This window comes from Neptuniibacter sp. QD29_5 (genome assembly GCF_047778125.1).
In the GTDB taxonomy this organism is placed as follows: Bacteria; Pseudomonadota; Gammaproteobacteria; order Pseudomonadales; family Balneatricaceae; genus Neptuniibacter.
In genome coordinates this window covers 1,025,367-1,041,185 of the sequence record NZ_CP180556.1, presented here as the reverse complement: position 1 = coordinate 1,041,185, position 15,819 = coordinate 1,025,367, and the positions used below count along the sequence as shown (strand labels likewise).

The window sequence follows — 15,819 nt, the reverse complement described above, 5'->3', positions numbered from 1 at the left end:
AAAGAAAAAGGGCTGCCAATGGCAACCCTTTTAAATAAGGTTGAGAGCTAATTTTAATTAACTTCACTAGCCCTTTTCAACGTTTTCCTTATGAGGCTGTTTCTTCTTCTTTCCCTACCTGTTTTTCTGCCGATTGATCGGCTTCAACATCACCTAAATTCGGCTCAGGCAAAGATAAGTTCAATGTATCTAACAAAGTCCCCATGCCATTAACAACTCTGTATTGAGCAGCCAACTGATCATGGAGAGCGTTAGTCAGATCGTTTTTAGAAGAAAACACTTCATTTTCTGTATCTAACAGATCAAGAAGGGAACGCTGACCGATGTTGAACTGTTTCTGATAAGAGTTACGAGTTTCCTGACTTGAAGCTACGTGTTGCTCAAGGAATGGTAACTGTCTAGACAGAATACTATATGCATTCCACGACAATTCGATACTTTGAAGCACTTCACGATGGCTTTGACCTTGAATCGATTTAGCCTCTTCAATCTGATGCTGAGTCTGACGAACTCGAGCTTGATCAGCACCGCCGTTATACAAGTTATAGCGCAAACGGAACATCGCTGTCAGATCTTCATTGACACCTTCTACTCCGTCTAAATTATTATTCCAAGTACGATCAACTTCAAAATCAACTCGAGGATAATAGTTACGCTTAGCTGCATTGTATTGTGCTACTGCTGCTTCAGTATCAGCTTCAGCAACTTGTAAGGTCGGGTGATTACTTAATGCTGCTTCAGTTGCTTCATCCAAAGATTCTGGAATTGTTACGTTAACCATCTCAGGATAAACAAGCTCCTCGGGAGCCATCAAACCAGTCACACGTTGGTAATTGGCCTTAGCATCTAATAGATTATTCTCTGCGGCAAGCGTGTTAACTTCAGCTAATGCCAAACGTCCTTCTGCTTGCTGAATAGAGGCCAACGCCCCCATCCCTGATTCAGAACGACGTTTAATCTGATCGTAAATTTTTACGTGATTAAACAAGTTCTCTTTTGCTTGCTGCAATAAAACAGTACGGCGGTTCAACTCAATATAAGCTCTAGCGGCATCTAAAGCATAAGTTTCTGCAGATTCAATTACACGTTTATCAGCAGAAATTGAACGAGCTTTTTGACGTTTAACTTCACTAGAGGTAGCAAAGCCATCAAATATCATCTGCCTGAGGCTTAAACGCCCCTCTCCACGAGTAAGCTCTACATCATCCCCATTTGCACGTGTAGTTGTATTATTAGTCCACTCATAACCAATACCAGCTTCCAAATCAACACTCGGAAGATAACCAGCTTTAGCTTGACGAACTTCTTGATAAACAGCATTGCGCGCGTTAATCGCTCTTTGCACTTCAGGACTGTTACTTAATCCTTCCGCCACAACGCTTTCAAGTGAAGTGGAATACGCTACCGTGCTAACAGCTCCTAGTAGCACCCCTGTAAATACTGACCTGAACATAATATCCGCCCCTAATTATAAATAGTTCGTAGCCTTTCCTTAACGTAAACAGTACCGGTTAAGCTTGTCGCTTTCCCACCATGAGAACTAGTGAGACCCTATCAGTGGCACCTGTTTTCTGAAAAATAGAACTCAGGTGAGCTTTAACTGTCCGCTCTGTAATATCAAGCTTTCGAGCAATTTCCTTATTACTTGCCCCTGTAGTTAATACAGAAAGCACATCATGCTCTCGACTACTTAATCCTTCAAAACAATCTACAGACTCTGCGGTGTCCACTTTTCTATCTGTAACAGGCATCTTTCCTAAAAGCCTTTTGAGTAACTTTTGAAGAAGTTCAGGTCCTGCCCAAATATCACCACGGAGTACAGTTTTCACCACTTCAGTAAGTAGAGATCCTGTAACATACGTGTTGGTATATCCGTTTGCTCCCGATTGCAGCACTTTGATCCCTTCATCTTCATTTGGAACATCAGTACAAACAATCAAAATAACCTTCGGATTATCCTTTTTAAATCTGAATATTAATTGAGCATCCTTCTCGTCAACCGAACTTAGGTGAAGCAATACAATACTATGTTGCACTTCTAAAAGTTTAGATGATATTTCATAACTATCGATAATTTCAGGTTGCCAATCTGCGAGCAACTTAAACCATCGTTCCAAAACTTTCGGTCGGTTCCCTACAAAAAATAACTTCATAATATCCATTCCGCAGCACCTAAGAACAAGACACAGCCTCGTGACCGCGGCGCACAATAGTATATCTTCTAACCAAGAGCTACAAGTTTTTGAAGATTAAGGAGTTTTATTTTTAATACTTCTACGTAATACTAATACCAAAGACCAATCAAAAGCCATATCTATTATATGGTCTAAACTTTACGCTCAATTCAATTGTTAAAACTTACCTTTGTAACTTGCATAGCCTATCGCTCAGTAAGAGCCTTATCCTTAGCTTTCAGTACCGGCTTCAATATGTAATCCATCACTGTTTTCTTTCCTGTTAGAATATCAACACTAACAGTCATCCCTGCAATTAGAGGCAATTCAGCCTCAACTGTACCTAAAAATGGCTCATCAGTTTCTAAACGAACCAAATAATAGCTCTCTCCTTCCTCATCGATAATCGTACTTGGACTAACGAATACAACAGAGGCTCCCACACCACCATAAATAGAAAAATCATAAGCCGATACTTTAATTATTGCTGTCTGACCTGGAACAATATTGGCTATATCAGAGGGTCTAATCCTAGCTTCAACCAATAATTTGTCTTCCCAAGGAATTATATTTAACAATTCATCCCCTGGCTGAACCACTCCCTCAACAGTATTAACCAGTAATTGTTTCACCGTACCTTTCACTGGAGCTTTTACTTCAGCACGATTAATTCTATCGTTCATACCCGTTAGTGCCTGCTTAATTCGAGCACTTTCAGCCACAACCTCATTAAGCTCCCTTCGTGCTTCATTTTTAAATTGTAATTCTGCACCATCAAGGTTTTGCTTTGTTTCCTGTAAGGTAGATTCAATTCGAGGTATATTTAATCTTACTCCAGATAATTCACCCCATAGATCATTTAGCTGCCTTTTTAATCGAAGGAACTCAACCTCTGAAATGACACCATCTTTCAACAGAGGTCGAGTAATATCTAACTCTCGCTTTAAAAGCCCATAGCTTCTAACCAACTGTCCTTCTTGCGACTTAGCAGCTTTCAACTCTTGTTTTCTTTGCTCTACTTGCTGCTCCAATCCACCAAGACCAGCTAACATTTCAGCCTTACGAGTCAAAAATAGGCTTTTCTCTTGATCAAGCATACTCTTATATTCAGCTGGAAAGCCCTTAGGCGGTATAAACTCTTTACTATCAGCCTCTGCCTGCAACCGTGCAGCTTTTGCAATCAACTCATACTGTCGAACTTCATTTTCTTTTAAGGAACTGGAGAAACGAATATCGTCAATTCGTAATAGAACCTGCCCCTTTTCAACAACATCACCTTCACGGACAAGGATTTCTGATAACGCTCCGCCCTCTAAGGTTTCGATAACTTGCAATTGGCTTGAAGGGATAATTTCACCATCGCCACGTGTGATTTCATCTAACTCAGCCCAGTTAGCCCAAACAATTGCAAAAACCACAAAAATCAGCATTGACCAAAGTAAAGCACTCGCTCCTTTTGGGCTTTGCTCTGCCATCGCCTCACTTACGCTAGACATATAACTTAAGTCTTTCTTAGCTTGAGCCATGACTTTACCTCTGCACCTGCAAACGGCCTTGCTTTAACGCATCTAGAACCGCTTCTTTTGGACCATCTGCAACGACTCGTCCTGCATCCATTACAATTATCCGATCAACCAAACTAAGCAAAGACATTTTATGCGTAACAACCAGCATTGTTTTATCCTTCGCATATGTTTTAAGCATTGATTTAATTTGCTCTTCAGATGAATTATCCATTGAAGCAGTAGGCTCATCTAAAATGAGAATATTAGGATCATGTATAAGAGAACGCGCCACTGCAACTGCTTGCCTTTGACCACCAGATAGAGCAGCTCCTCGCTCCCCAACCTTCATATCAAAACCTTGTGGATGTCGATTTACCATATCCGCAACACCTGTAAGCTTTGCTACTTCAACAAGGCGGTCATCCTCTGTTTGAGGGGACCCAATTACAATATTGTCGCGTACACTACCTGCGAAAAGCATAATATCCTGCGGCATATAACCAAAATTCCTTCGCAAATCGACAGGATCTATCTGGTTAATATCGATACCATCAATACGCACACAACCTTCACCGGTATCATATAAACCTAACACCAGCTTCTCGATCGTTGATTTGCCTGATCCAATCCTCCCTATCAATGCAACACTTTCACCTGGCTTGATACTAAAAGACACACGGTCTAAGGCTTTCTGTTCCTCTCCAGGATAAGCAAAACTAACATCCTTAAAATCTATAGCCCCTTCCAATTTATCTCGGTGAATAAACTGTTGTTCTTCACTACGTTCAGAAGGCAACTCCATAATTTCATTGAGCCCTTTCAAGGCGGTTGCTGCTTGATGGTAAGAAATCACTAAATTGGCCACTTGACTCATTGGCCCTATTGCCCTGCCAGAAAGCATCACACAAGCAATCAATGCCCCCATAGTCAACTCTCTTTCACTAATCAAATATACACCAGTAATTATGATACCGACCGATGTAAGCTGTTGCGCTAAAGACGCAAAATTAACTACCGAAGCAGACAGCATTCTAGAACGCAAACTCCATTTAGCGATATAACCAACAGCTTGCTCCCAGCCTAATTGAATAGAAGAACTAGCCCTCTGGGTTTTCACCGTTTCCATTGCCGTTAGGCTTTCAATCAGAGTCGCATTTTTTTGAGAATTTGATGCAAATGTTTTTTCAACCGCCTCTTTTAAATAGGGCCTAACAACAAACGAAACAAGAATAATAAGCGGTATTGCCACTAGCGGCACGATTACGATAGGCCCACCAATAAAGCCAATTACAACTAAGAAAAGCAGAGCAAAGGGCAAATCAATGAATACAACATTTGTAGTTGAGCTTAAAAAGCTCTTAATACTTTCAAACTCACGCAAATTACTAGCAAAGGACCCGACCGAAGCGGGTAAGGCGCTATATTTAAGAGATAACACCTTCTCGAAGAGCAAGGCAGATAGAATTACATCCCCCTTTTTTCCAGCAATTTCCAGAAAGTAAGATCTCAACATTTTAAGAGAAAAATCAAACAGGTATACAACAGACACCCCAATAGCCAAAACCCATAATGTCTCTATCGCATTGTTAGGTACAACACGATCATAAACATTCATAACAAAGAGCGGGTTCGCGATAACAAAGAGGTTAATCAAAAAAGAAGCTATTAAGACATCACGATAAATCGCAGTTGAACGTTTAATTGTTCCCCAAAACCAGTGCCCTTGATGCCCTTCTAATAACTTTGACACCTGTTGCTGGAAACGATATTCCAACCTAACAAAAATAGCGTGATTTTTATAAGAGGCAGCAAGATCATCTATTGATAAGTGGTGCTCCCCACCACTTTCGGGCTGAATAATTACTGCATTTCCAGATTTATGATCGATTTCTTGCAGAATACAAGCCTGATCATTCTCGAGAATTAAGACCGCAGGAAGAACAAGAGGAGATATATCAGAGAGCTCTCGCCGCAATATTTGAGCTGCAAACCCAGCACGTTTTGCGGCACGAAGAAATAACTTGGGAGTTAACTTATGATCAACCAACGGTAAACCTTCACACAAAACCTCAGGGGAGAAAGGCTTATGATTTTGCTTACTAAGATGAACCAAACAACCGAGCAAAGGGTCTTGAACCGCTTCCATTAACCTAGACCTTAACCTTATTTGAGAGAAAAACTCAAAAAAACGATATATAGTATGACTATCAATTAGCTATCAAATGTATCAAATCAATATGTTATACGCTATACGCAATGAAGAAGGCCGCATAATCAGCCTATCCGAGACACCTCAAGAGGGGGCTCAGTCGGTAGATATAAGAAACAAAGAAGTTTTAGATTTTCTATCTATCAACGATGAAGAATTTTCCGCAGAGGAGTTTCTTCAACAGTCAGATATGTCTGTGGCACGTATTTTTGAAGACTTAGTCGATGTTCTAATCAACAAAAACATTATTATGTTCACTGATTTACCTCCAATGGCACAAAAGAAACTTCTAAGCCGTAAACTTGCGCGAAACATTAATCGAGGAGAGGAAAATCATGAGATACATGAAGAAAAATCACACTCTTTCCTAATTGAAGATGACGAAACTTTATAAATAACCCTCTAAAGCTCCTGGCCTAGCGGATCCTCACTTTCTTCTTTACCGAAGTGGTTTAATTGATTGTATTGTTCAGCAAAACGCTCAGCCAAAGCGGAATAGCGCTGCTGCTGCTTTTCAGAGAGTGCTCCATAAGAGATAGTAGCCAAAACATCGCGAACAGATAACAAAATCCATAGAGCATTCTGCCCCCTTTTAGCTTTTTCTATCCCTGCCTGGACCAAATTTAGCGCAATGCCTGTATGACTTGGCAGCAACTCATTAGCTCTACCAAACATTAAAAACGCCCGATCTAAATCACCACCCCTAAAACTACTCATTGCAGCATAATTTGCTTTACCCCAATCCTTCTCTACCATTACACGATTGAGATCTTTGCGCTTAGCCTGAATATCTTGCTCTATTTCACAACCATGAACAGCATCGATCAAAACATCCAACCATTTACACTGATTATCTACATCCATGCGCAAAAAGAAATTTAACGTTTGCTGAAGCATCTGCTCTAAACGCTTACGAGACGACGCCGATTCTTGACGATATAGGTCGCAATTAATGAGCTTAGCCCTAAACATCACCTCTTGATCATCAGGATGATCAAGCACTACATCTTCTAAGATTCGAACAACATCAGTTTCCACTTCAGACAATTTAGCTTTATTTGCCTGAATCATTGATCTAACCAAGCCAAAATAATGGGAGGGTGTTTGAAAAACAGAATATCTCGCATAGCGAACTGCATGCTGATAAGCGTCTTTTGCTATATCCCACTCACCTGTCTGAGATGCCAAATCAGCCAACTCACTTTGTAATTCGGGAACAGTAGGCTGAATCATAACAGCCTTTCGCATCAACGTTACCGCTCTACTCAGCTCACCCTTCACTCGATAAATACGAGCCAACCATGTATATGCTTCAACGCACACATGCTGCTGATCGACAATACGATTTAGACAGTTCAACGCATCTTCATATTCGCCTAGATTAAAGTGAGCAATCCCTCTTCCCACCTCAGCCCAAGGAAGATCACGTTTACTCGTAAGCCCCACAAAGAGCTCTTTGGCTTGAGTAAAGCGCTTCATCCTTAAGAGTGCGATACCATTAATACGTTGTAGAAATATATTTAAGCCAGGGTAATGATTTACAAGTGCTCTACCCTTTTCCAATACTTCTTCATAGTGCTCTTCATCCAACAACTGTTCAAGCGGTCGAACAACCTCTTTAATCCTCAGTTGTTTTTCCAACCGATGACGCACCTTCCCCTGATCAAAAGGTTTTGAAATATAGGTATCAGGCGAGTTTTCTAAAGAACCGAAGAGCAGCTCGGAGCTTTCTGGATCAACAATTAAGAAATAAGTACTAGCTTCAGGAAGGATTGCCTCTGCGTTTGCTTCATGTAGAAGCTGCAGACCATTTTTTTCCCCCTTCCCCATATCGTAAGCGGCAAAACAAAGATCAAAAGTCAATTCACGCATCAAGCTCAATGCCATATTAACCGAGGAAGCAACTTGTACTTGCCCCACACCCATACCCCCCAGGATTTGGCGCAATACCCCGAGATCGTCGAGCTTACTGTCTACAATTAAAGCAGACTTTCCTGAGTAGTTGATTTCCATAGGCTCTGCGTAGTTTAGATAACAGCAAAAGTAGCATATAAATCAGACCATTATCAAAGTTTAGGCCATCAATCGCACAATAAAAAACCCCGCAGGGGCGCTACGGGGTTTTTTATGTGCATTTAGACAAATTAATCGTCTAAAAAGCTTCGTCCTTTACCAGCAGCAATACGCATACGCAGTGCATTAAGTTTGATAAAACCTGCGGCATCTTTCTGGTCGTATGAACCCGCATCATCTTCAAATGTTGCGATATTCTCATCGAACAAGCTGTCATCAGAACGACGACCAACAACAATAACGTTACCTTTGTATAGTTTTAGGCGAACATCACCATTTACTACTTGCTGAGACTCATCGATCATTTGCTGGAGCATCTTACGCTCTTCTGACCACCAGAAGCCATTATAAATAACTTTAGCGTAACGCGGCATCAACTCATCTTTAAGGTGTGCAGCTTCACGATCTAGCGTGATTGACTCAATAGCACGGTGCGCTTTCAGCATAATTGTGCCGCCAGGAGTCTCGTAACAACCGCGGGACTTCATGCCTACAAAACGGTTTTCTACAATATCAAGACGACCGACACCATTCTCACCACCCACTTTGTTTAGGTATTCAAGAACAGTTGCTGGGCTCATTTTTTCACCGTTGATCGCAACGATGTCACCCTTCTCGTAAGTCAACTCAAGGTAAGTTGCTTCGTCAGGAGCCTGCTCAGGAGATACGGACCAACGCCACATATCGTCTTCAGCTTCCTGCCATGGATCCTCAAGAATGTCGCCTTCGTAAGAGATGTGAAGAAGGTTAGCATCCATTGAGTATGGTGATTTCTTCTTGCTACTAGCGAAATCAACTTCAATATTATGGTCTTCACAATATTTCATAAGTGTTTCACGGGAAGTTAGATCCCACTCACGCCATGGCGCGATAACATGAACACCTGGCTTAAGCGCATATGCACCTAGTTCAAAACGAATCTGGTCATTGCCCTTACCAGTCGCACCGTGAGAAATTGCATCAGCACCAGTCTCGTTAGCGATTTCAATCAAGCGCTTAGCGATTAGTGGGCGAGCAATAGATGTACCTAGGAGGTACTCACCTTCATAAATTGTGTTCGCACGGAACATTGGGAATACAAAGTCACGAACAAACTCTTCACGTAGATCTTCGATGTAAATCTCTTTTACACCCAAGGCTTCCGCTTTAGCACGTGCAGGTTCAACTTCTTCACCCTGACCTAAGTCAGCAGTGAATGTAACTACTTCGGCATTGTATTCATCTTGCAACCAGCGAACGATAACAGACGTATCCAATCCACCGGAATAGGCCAGAACGACCTTTTTAATCTCGGACATTCTCAAGCTCCAACTTGCGAACAATATTCGCCCCGACACGGGCCGAAAGGGATATTCAAATTAAGCGCGGTATTATAGCAGAACTTTATCCTGCAACGCATCCGCTGCAGGGTAAATTAATATAGTGGGATTAATGATAGTTGAGATGGACTAATCTTTTTCCAGACGAATAGTGACTCGACGGTTACGATCTCGGTTTTTGCGGCTATTATTTTCAACTACTGGATAACGCTCACCATGATAGCGAGTCGTAATCATGGTTGGCTCCAAACCTAAACTGATTAAATACGCGGTCACCTCCTCAGCTCTTCGCTTAGAAATATCGCGGTTCATCAATCTACGACCCATATTATCGGAATGCCCATCAACATAGACACCTTTCACAGCGTCATCGTTTTTAACGTATAGAGCAATCAGATCCAATCGCTCCCTTGATGCATCCGATAAACGCCATTGGGCAGATGGAAAGAGGATGGCTGTTCGAGCCACCTGACGGTAATTAACAGGCAACAAACCAGCAGTACAAGCAACGTAGTCATCGTAGGCTGATTGAAAGTTCACAGCTGAAACAGATACACGTAATGATTCGCTAGTTCCGTACCACTCATCCGTGGTAAAAGTCGGCATCATCCCTTTATAAAGAGCTGCCAACATATTCTGAGCATGCTTTGGCTGAACTTTTATATGCCCAGTCCTCTCTTCAGCTTTCACTGTCGCGATATATTTTGGCACTATTCCCGGCTGCCAAGGAGCTGCTTCAGCAACCAGTTTGCCTCCTTTTTGGAAGTGGATTGTTTCGGTGGGCTTAAGCATAAAACGGACTGACTCACCCGCTTCATGTTCAAAAATCGCATTACCAAATGAAGGGATAGCCTGACTCAATAAACACGTAAATTTAGAAGCCTCAAGCTCCCATTTAGACTCATCGATGGAGCTTCGAAAGGTTACAGCATGTACCTGCAATGAGAACACAGCTACATATAACAATAAGAATATGCGAATAAACACAATAAAACCGCCAATCAAACCAAGTCAGCAACAAATAAAATTATACCCCAGAAAACCAATATTAAGGGGGAACGATCAATTTTAATGATAAAGCTATATAAGTATTTGTATTATTACGGCCAATTTTAAATATTCTTGAGTAGACGATTGGAGTGACTGCACTTCCACTGCTAGAATATTGCCAAAATTTAAAGGCAACCCTCTACCAAAGTAAGGGCATCCATTGAGCAACCATAGCGCCACAAAACACCCAATGGCAAACCGTTTTCGCGGTTTTCTACCAGTCGTAGTCGATGTTGAAACAGCAGGCTTCAATGCCCGTACTGATGCATTACTCGAAATCGCAGCCGTAACTTTGACCATGGATGAAAACGGCTTTTTGATTATCGACAAGAGTTTCGAAGCTCAGGTAGAACCTTTTGAAGGCGCAAACCTTGAGCAATCCGCCTTGGATTTTACAGGTATCGATCCATACGATCCCGATCGTGAAGCGGTACCCGAAAGAGAAGCACTAGAAGAGATATTTCGTGCTGTTCGAAAATCACTTAAAGCACATGATTGTAAACGCGCAATCCTAGTTGGTCATAACGCATCTTTTGATCAAAGCTTTGTAAATGCTGCGTCTAATCGAGAAGATATAAAGCGTAACCCATTCCACCCTTTCTCCACTTTCGACACAGCAACACTAGCTGGCCTTGCATTTGGTCAAACTGTTCTTGCGAAAGCCTGCCAAGTTGCGGGCATCGAGTTTGACGGTAAACAAGCACATTCAGCGTTATACGACACGATGAAAACAGCAGAGCTATTTTGCATTATCGTAAATCGTTGGAAAGAGCTTGGCGGCTGGGACATGGTAGACCAGTATGATGATTACGAATAACTCCTTGTAATCACCAATAATAAGATACAAAAAAACCCGCTAGTAAGCGGGTTTTTTATTAGCAATAGATTTGCTGAAGATTACAGATTATCTGCTTCTTCAGATAGGTACTTAGCAACACCTTCTGGAGATGCATCCATACCTTTATCACCTTGATTCCAGCCAGCTGGGCAAACTTCGCCGTGCTCTTGGTGGAATGCAAGTGCATCAACCATACGAAGCATTTCATCAACGTTACGACCTAGTGGTAGATCGTTAACAACTTGATGACGTACTAGACCATCTTCGTCGATTAGGAAAGAACCACGGAAAGCTACGCCGCCTTCAGATTCAACATCGTAAGACTGACAGATGCTGTGAGTCATGTCTGCAACTAGCGTGTAGTTTACTGCACCGATACCGCCTTCGTTTACCGGCGTGTTGCGCCATGCGTTGTGAGAGAAGTGAGAATCGATAGAAACACCGATAACTTCAACGTTACGCTTTTTGAATTCTTCGATACGGTGATCAAAAGCTAACAGCTCAGAAGGACAAACGAATGTGAAGTCCAGTGGGTAGAAGAATACTACCGCTTTTTTGCCTTTAGTTGCTTCAGACAGTGTGAAAGCGTCAACGATTTCGCCGCTACCTAGTACTGCTGGTGCTGTAAAGTCAGGAGCCTGTTTGCCTACAAGTACGCCCATTGTGCTATTTCTCCATTAAAATGCTATCTAGCGTTTAGGTTTTTTATGATAGAAAAGACCGCTATAAAATCAAGCAATAATCTATCTAAAATTACTCAGCGCTTTGCTCTTCGGAACCCGCTGCTGCTTCTTTGATCAATTCAGCAAGCTCACCGTTTTCTGACATCTCACAGATAATGTCACAACCACCAATCAACTCACCTTTAACCCATAGCTGAGGGAATGTCGGCCAGTTTGCATATTTTGGTAGTTCTGCACGGATATCTGGATTTTCCAGAATATTTACAAAAGCAAAACGTTCACCACAAGCCATCACTGCTTCTGAAGCACGCGAAGAGAAGCCACACTGAGGAAAACGCGGCGTTCCTTTCATGTAAAGAAGAATATCATTACCTTCAATCTGCTCTTTGATGGTATCAATTACGCTCATTCATACACCTATAAAATACTTTATGTAGGATGCACAACCGTTTTTGTGCTGTGGTGAACAATGTACCACATATCCGACCATTTTACTCTGACAATGTATATTTGCTTTTCTTTATAGAGTTAATAAAAAAAATTAATTAGCCATTCTAAGTAATGATTCTTAGCTCAATCCCCCATTTCCCAAAGCAAGGCAAATTTATCCAGTAAAACTGTTGCGAAAAGCCGCAAAGCTGCCTATTATTCGTCCTTTAAATGGCAGCTTTGGCTGCCTTTTTGCGTTGTAGGGAAGATAAAAAATAATGGCTGTAGAATCGATTATGACTACCTACAACCGGTTGTCCGTAGCGTTCGAACGCGGAGAAGGCAGCTGGTTGTATGATACTGACGGTAATAAATATCTTGATGCGCTCAGTGGTATAGCTGTATGTGGTTTAGGCCACTCACACCCAGCCGTAACTCATGCTATTTGTGATCAAGCAAGCAAGCTATTACATACGTCTAATTTATACACCATTCCAAATCAGCAGCAACTTGCCGACCGCCTGACTAACATTTCAGGTATGGACAATGTGTTTTTTGGCAACTCTGGCGCTGAAGCAAATGAAGCAGCGATTAAGCTTGCTCGCCGTTATGGTCATGTCGTTCGAAACATCGAGAACCCAGCGATTATCGTCATGGAAAACTCTTTCCATGGCCGTACTATGGCTACATTAAGTGCAACAGGTAACCGTGCTGCTCAAGCAGGCTTTGAGCCTCTCGTTAGCGGCTTCGTACGCGCGCCCTTCAACGATATCGAAGCTATCAAAACAATTGCAGCTAACAACCCGAATATCGTTGCAATCCTAGCTGAACCGATTCAAGGTGAATCAGGCATCCAAATCCCTGCTGACGATTATCTGAATCAACTGCGTGACATCTGTGATGCTAACGAATGGCTATTGATGCTGGACGAAGTCCAAACAGGTAATGGCCGTTCAGGTAAATACTTTGCTTACCAGCATAACGATATTTTGCCGGACGTTGTAACTACAGCTAAGGGCTTAGGTAACGGCGTACCGATTGGTGCCTGCCTTGCACGCGGTAAAGCAGCTGGCATTTTGATCGCTGGCACTCACGGTTCAACTTATGGTGGCAACCCACTTTCTTGCGCTGCTGCATTAGCTGTTGTGAATACCATCATCGATGAAAATCTATGTGATCGTGCTACTGAACTTGGCAACCGCATTACTTCAGGTTTAGAGGAACAGCTTGGTCATACTGATTATGTTGAAGAGATTCGTAACAAGGGCCTACTGATCGCAATCCAATTGAGCGAAGCAGGTACTGAGTTAGCTGTCCTATCCAAAATTAAAGGCATTCTTCTTAATATTACTGGCGGTGGCAAAGTTGTACGCCTACTACCTCCATTAACCATGACAGATAGCGAAGCTGATCTATTAGTTAATACGCTATCTCAAATTATTCGCGTATATGCGGCTGATGAGCGTGATCCAATCAGCCAAGACTCGAGCCCTGCAGACGAACGTAGAGAACAATGAGTACAAGACACTTTTTAACCCTGCTCGATTTATCTTCTGAAGAACTACGCACTCTAGTTAAACGCGCAAGTGAACTGAAGGCGATCCGTAATCGTGGTGAAGTTTACGAACCGCTTAAAAATAAAGTTATGTCGATGATTTTTGAGAAATCATCCACACGTACACGCGTTTCTTTTGAAGCGGGAATGGCACAATTTGGCGGCCACGCAATGTTTCTTTCACCTCGCGACACTCAGCTTGGACGTGGTGAGCCGATCAGCGATAGCGCTAAAGTGATTTCAAGTATGGTTGACGTGGTGATGATCCGCACATTCAGCCACCAACTTGTAGAAGAGTTTGCTGCTAATTCCTCTGTACCGGTTATCAATGCCCTGACAGACGAATACCACCCATGTCAGCTACTAGCTGATATGCAGACTTACTTTGAACATCGCGGCGATATTCAAGGCAAAACGGTGACATGGATTGGTGATGGCAACAACATGTGCCACTCCTATATCAATGCAGCACGTCAGTTTGATTTCAAACTGAATATTGCTTGTCCAGAAGGCTTCGACCCAGATATGGATCTAGTCGAAATCAATAAGGATCGCGTATTTATCACCCGCTCCCCAGAAGAGGCAGTGACTGGTAGCGATCTGATTGTAACTGATGTATGGGCTTCTATGGGCCAGGAAGAGGAACAGAAAGCGCGCGAAGAGAAATTCGCTGGTTTCCAAGTTTCTCCAGAGTTGATGGATAAAGCTAATGAAGACGCTCTATTCATGCACTGCCTTCCTGCTCATCGTGGCGAAGAGATCAGTGTAGATATGCTTGAAGATCCGCGCTCTGTAGTCTTCGATGAGGCAGAAAACCGTCTTCACGCACAAAAAGCTCTGCTAGAGTTTCTTCTTGTAAAATAGCAATCCGATAACAGGTAAGCAGTGAATTTACTGCTTACCTGCTCTTTATCGCTCGAGCGTACTATACTGCCTATTACCGTGGTTAAATGAGCCTGAACGGAGAAGGAATCGATGATTGAACTGCGCCACCTGAAAACACTATCTGCCTTAAGAGATGCAGGCAGCTTGGTCGAAGCAGCAGAACGCGTCCATTTGACTCAATCAGCTCTTTCTCATCAAATCAAAGACCTCGAAGATCGCCTCAATTGCTCTCTATTCATTCGCAAAACCAAACCTATTTGCTTCACTAGTGCAGGTCAGCGCTTACTTACGTTAGCAGATGAAATACTTCCTATGATACGCAATACCGAACGCGACATAGGGCGACTCGCAGGCGGTGAAGCAGGACGCTTAAACCTGTGCATCGAATGCCATAGCTGTTTCGATTGGCTGATGCCAACGATCGACCATTTCCGCCAACACTGGCCAGAAGTTGAGTTAGATCTCTCAAGTGGTTTCAGTTTTCAACCGCTACCAGCGCTTGCTCGCGGCGATTTAGATTTAGTTATTACAGCGGACCCTGAGCCTCGCAATGGCATCGCTTACATACCACTATTCACTTACGAATCGCGCTTAGCGATCAGTAAACAACATCGTTTAATGGCACGACGCTTTATACATCCAGAAGACATTGCTCAAGAAACACTGATCACGTACCCAGTGGAGCCGCAACGCCTAGATATATTCAATCATTTCTTGGATGAAGCCGGCGTAGAGCCAGCCGCAATCCGCACAGCTGAGCTGACAGTAATGATGATGCAGTTAATCGCAAGCGGACGCGGTGTAGCCGCCCTACCCAACTGGGCCATGCACGAGTACATTCAGCGCGATTACATTGTATCCAAACCTTTAGGCGAGAAAGGTGTTTGGTGTACGCTTTATGCTGCGATCCGAGAAGACCAAAAAGACGCAGAGTTTATGGTGGATTTCCTTAATACCGCAAAAGATGTATCCTTCCGTAATCTAACAGGTATAAAGACAGCTTAATTACCTTTATACTGACTGAAACATTTTTGAGAATACACGAAGTTTAAAGTGAATAACGCACCTGCGAGTTTCCTAAAACAACTATCAGCAGACT

At 42.6% G+C, this 15,819-nt stretch carries 14 protein-coding genes; 5 read left to right on the top strand and 9 right to left on the bottom strand.

The window, feature by feature from the left end; translation table 11 throughout:
• Positions 1-88: 88 nt before the first annotated feature.
• From ACMXYR_RS04685 to ACMXYR_RS04670, 4 genes are all read right to left on the bottom strand, one after another.
• On the bottom strand, positions 89-1,453 hold the full coding sequence (locus ACMXYR_RS04685) for a TolC family outer membrane protein (protein ID WP_415903111.1): 1,365 nt from the start codon (positions 1,451-1,453) through the stop codon (positions 89-91).
• 58 nt (positions 1,454-1,511) lie between these two features.
• Positions 1,512-2,162: a LuxR C-terminal-related transcriptional regulator gene (locus ACMXYR_RS04680; RefSeq protein WP_415903110.1), complete on the bottom strand. Its 651-nt coding sequence runs from the start codon at positions 2,160-2,162 to the stop codon at positions 1,512-1,514.
• Between the two features lie 218 nt (positions 2,163-2,380).
• Positions 2,381-3,700 carry an HlyD family type I secretion periplasmic adaptor subunit gene (locus tag ACMXYR_RS04675; protein ID WP_415903109.1) on the bottom strand — a complete coding sequence of 440 codons (1,320 nt, stop codon included), beginning with the start codon at positions 3,698-3,700 and terminating at the stop codon, positions 2,381-2,383.
• 4 nt (positions 3,701-3,704) lie between these two features.
• Positions 3,705-5,825 carry a type I secretion system permease/ATPase gene (locus ACMXYR_RS04670; RefSeq protein ID WP_415903108.1) on the bottom strand — a complete coding sequence of 707 codons (2,121 nt, stop codon included), beginning with the start codon at positions 5,823-5,825 and terminating at the stop codon, positions 3,705-3,707.
• Positions 5,826-5,916: 91 nt separating this feature from the next.
• Here ACMXYR_RS04670 and ACMXYR_RS04665 point away from each other — a divergent pair, with 91 nt between their 5' ends.
• Positions 5,917-6,282: a hypothetical protein gene (locus ACMXYR_RS04665; RefSeq protein WP_415903107.1), complete on the top strand. Its 366-nt coding sequence runs from the start codon at positions 5,917-5,919 to the stop codon at positions 6,280-6,282.
• An 8-nt stretch (positions 6,283-6,290) separates the two neighbouring features.
• Here ACMXYR_RS04665 and ACMXYR_RS04660 read toward each other — a convergent pair whose 3' ends face one another.
• From ACMXYR_RS04660 to ACMXYR_RS04650, 3 genes are all read right to left on the bottom strand, one after another.
• On the bottom strand, positions 6,291-7,901 hold the full coding sequence (locus ACMXYR_RS04660; protein ID WP_415903106.1) for a tetratricopeptide repeat protein: 1,611 nt from the start codon (positions 7,899-7,901) through the stop codon (positions 6,291-6,293).
• Between the two features lie 131 nt (positions 7,902-8,032).
• Positions 8,033-9,259, bottom strand: coding sequence for an argininosuccinate synthase (locus tag ACMXYR_RS04655; RefSeq protein WP_415887387.1), 1,227 nt, complete (start codon positions 9,257-9,259; stop codon positions 8,033-8,035).
• 150 nt (positions 9,260-9,409) lie between these two features.
• Entirely contained in the window at positions 9,410-10,267 is an 858-nt protein-coding gene (locus tag ACMXYR_RS04650; protein ID WP_415903105.1) for a flagellar protein MotY, read from the bottom strand.
• Between the two features lie 253 nt (positions 10,268-10,520).
• Between ACMXYR_RS04650 and rnt the strand changes: the two genes are divergently transcribed.
• A complete protein-coding gene (gene rnt / locus ACMXYR_RS04645) occupies positions 10,521-11,147 on the top strand; it encodes a ribonuclease T (RefSeq protein WP_415903630.1) in 627 nt (208 codons plus the stop codon).
• Between the two features lie 80 nt (positions 11,148-11,227).
• On the opposite strand, the gene ACMXYR_RS04640 is transcribed toward rnt, so the two are convergent.
• A complete protein-coding gene (locus ACMXYR_RS04640; protein WP_415887385.1) occupies positions 11,228-11,830 on the bottom strand; it encodes a peroxiredoxin in 603 nt (200 codons plus the stop codon).
• A 91-nt stretch (positions 11,831-11,921) separates the two neighbouring features.
• Positions 11,922-12,260: a Grx4 family monothiol glutaredoxin gene (gene grxD, locus ACMXYR_RS04635; protein ID WP_415881869.1), complete on the bottom strand. Its 339-nt coding sequence runs from the start codon at positions 12,258-12,260 to the stop codon at positions 11,922-11,924.
• Between the two features lie 298 nt (positions 12,261-12,558).
• Between grxD and ACMXYR_RS04630 the strand changes: the two genes are divergently transcribed.
• From ACMXYR_RS04630 to ACMXYR_RS04620, 3 genes are all read left to right on the top strand, one after another.
• Positions 12,559-13,797: an aspartate aminotransferase family protein gene (locus ACMXYR_RS04630; RefSeq protein ID WP_415903104.1), complete on the top strand. Its 1,239-nt coding sequence runs from the start codon at positions 12,559-12,561 to the stop codon at positions 13,795-13,797.
• Positions 13,794-14,699: an ornithine carbamoyltransferase gene (gene argF, locus ACMXYR_RS04625; RefSeq protein WP_415903103.1), complete on the top strand. Its 906-nt coding sequence runs from the start codon at positions 13,794-13,796 to the stop codon at positions 14,697-14,699. The genes ACMXYR_RS04630 and argF overlap by 4 nt, the downstream gene beginning before the upstream one ends.
• A gap of 111 nt (positions 14,700-14,810) precedes the next feature.
• On the top strand, positions 14,811-15,725 hold the full coding sequence (locus ACMXYR_RS04620; RefSeq protein ID WP_415881872.1) for a LysR family transcriptional regulator: 915 nt from the start codon (positions 14,811-14,813) through the stop codon (positions 15,723-15,725).
• Positions 15,726-15,819 lie beyond the last annotated feature (94 nt).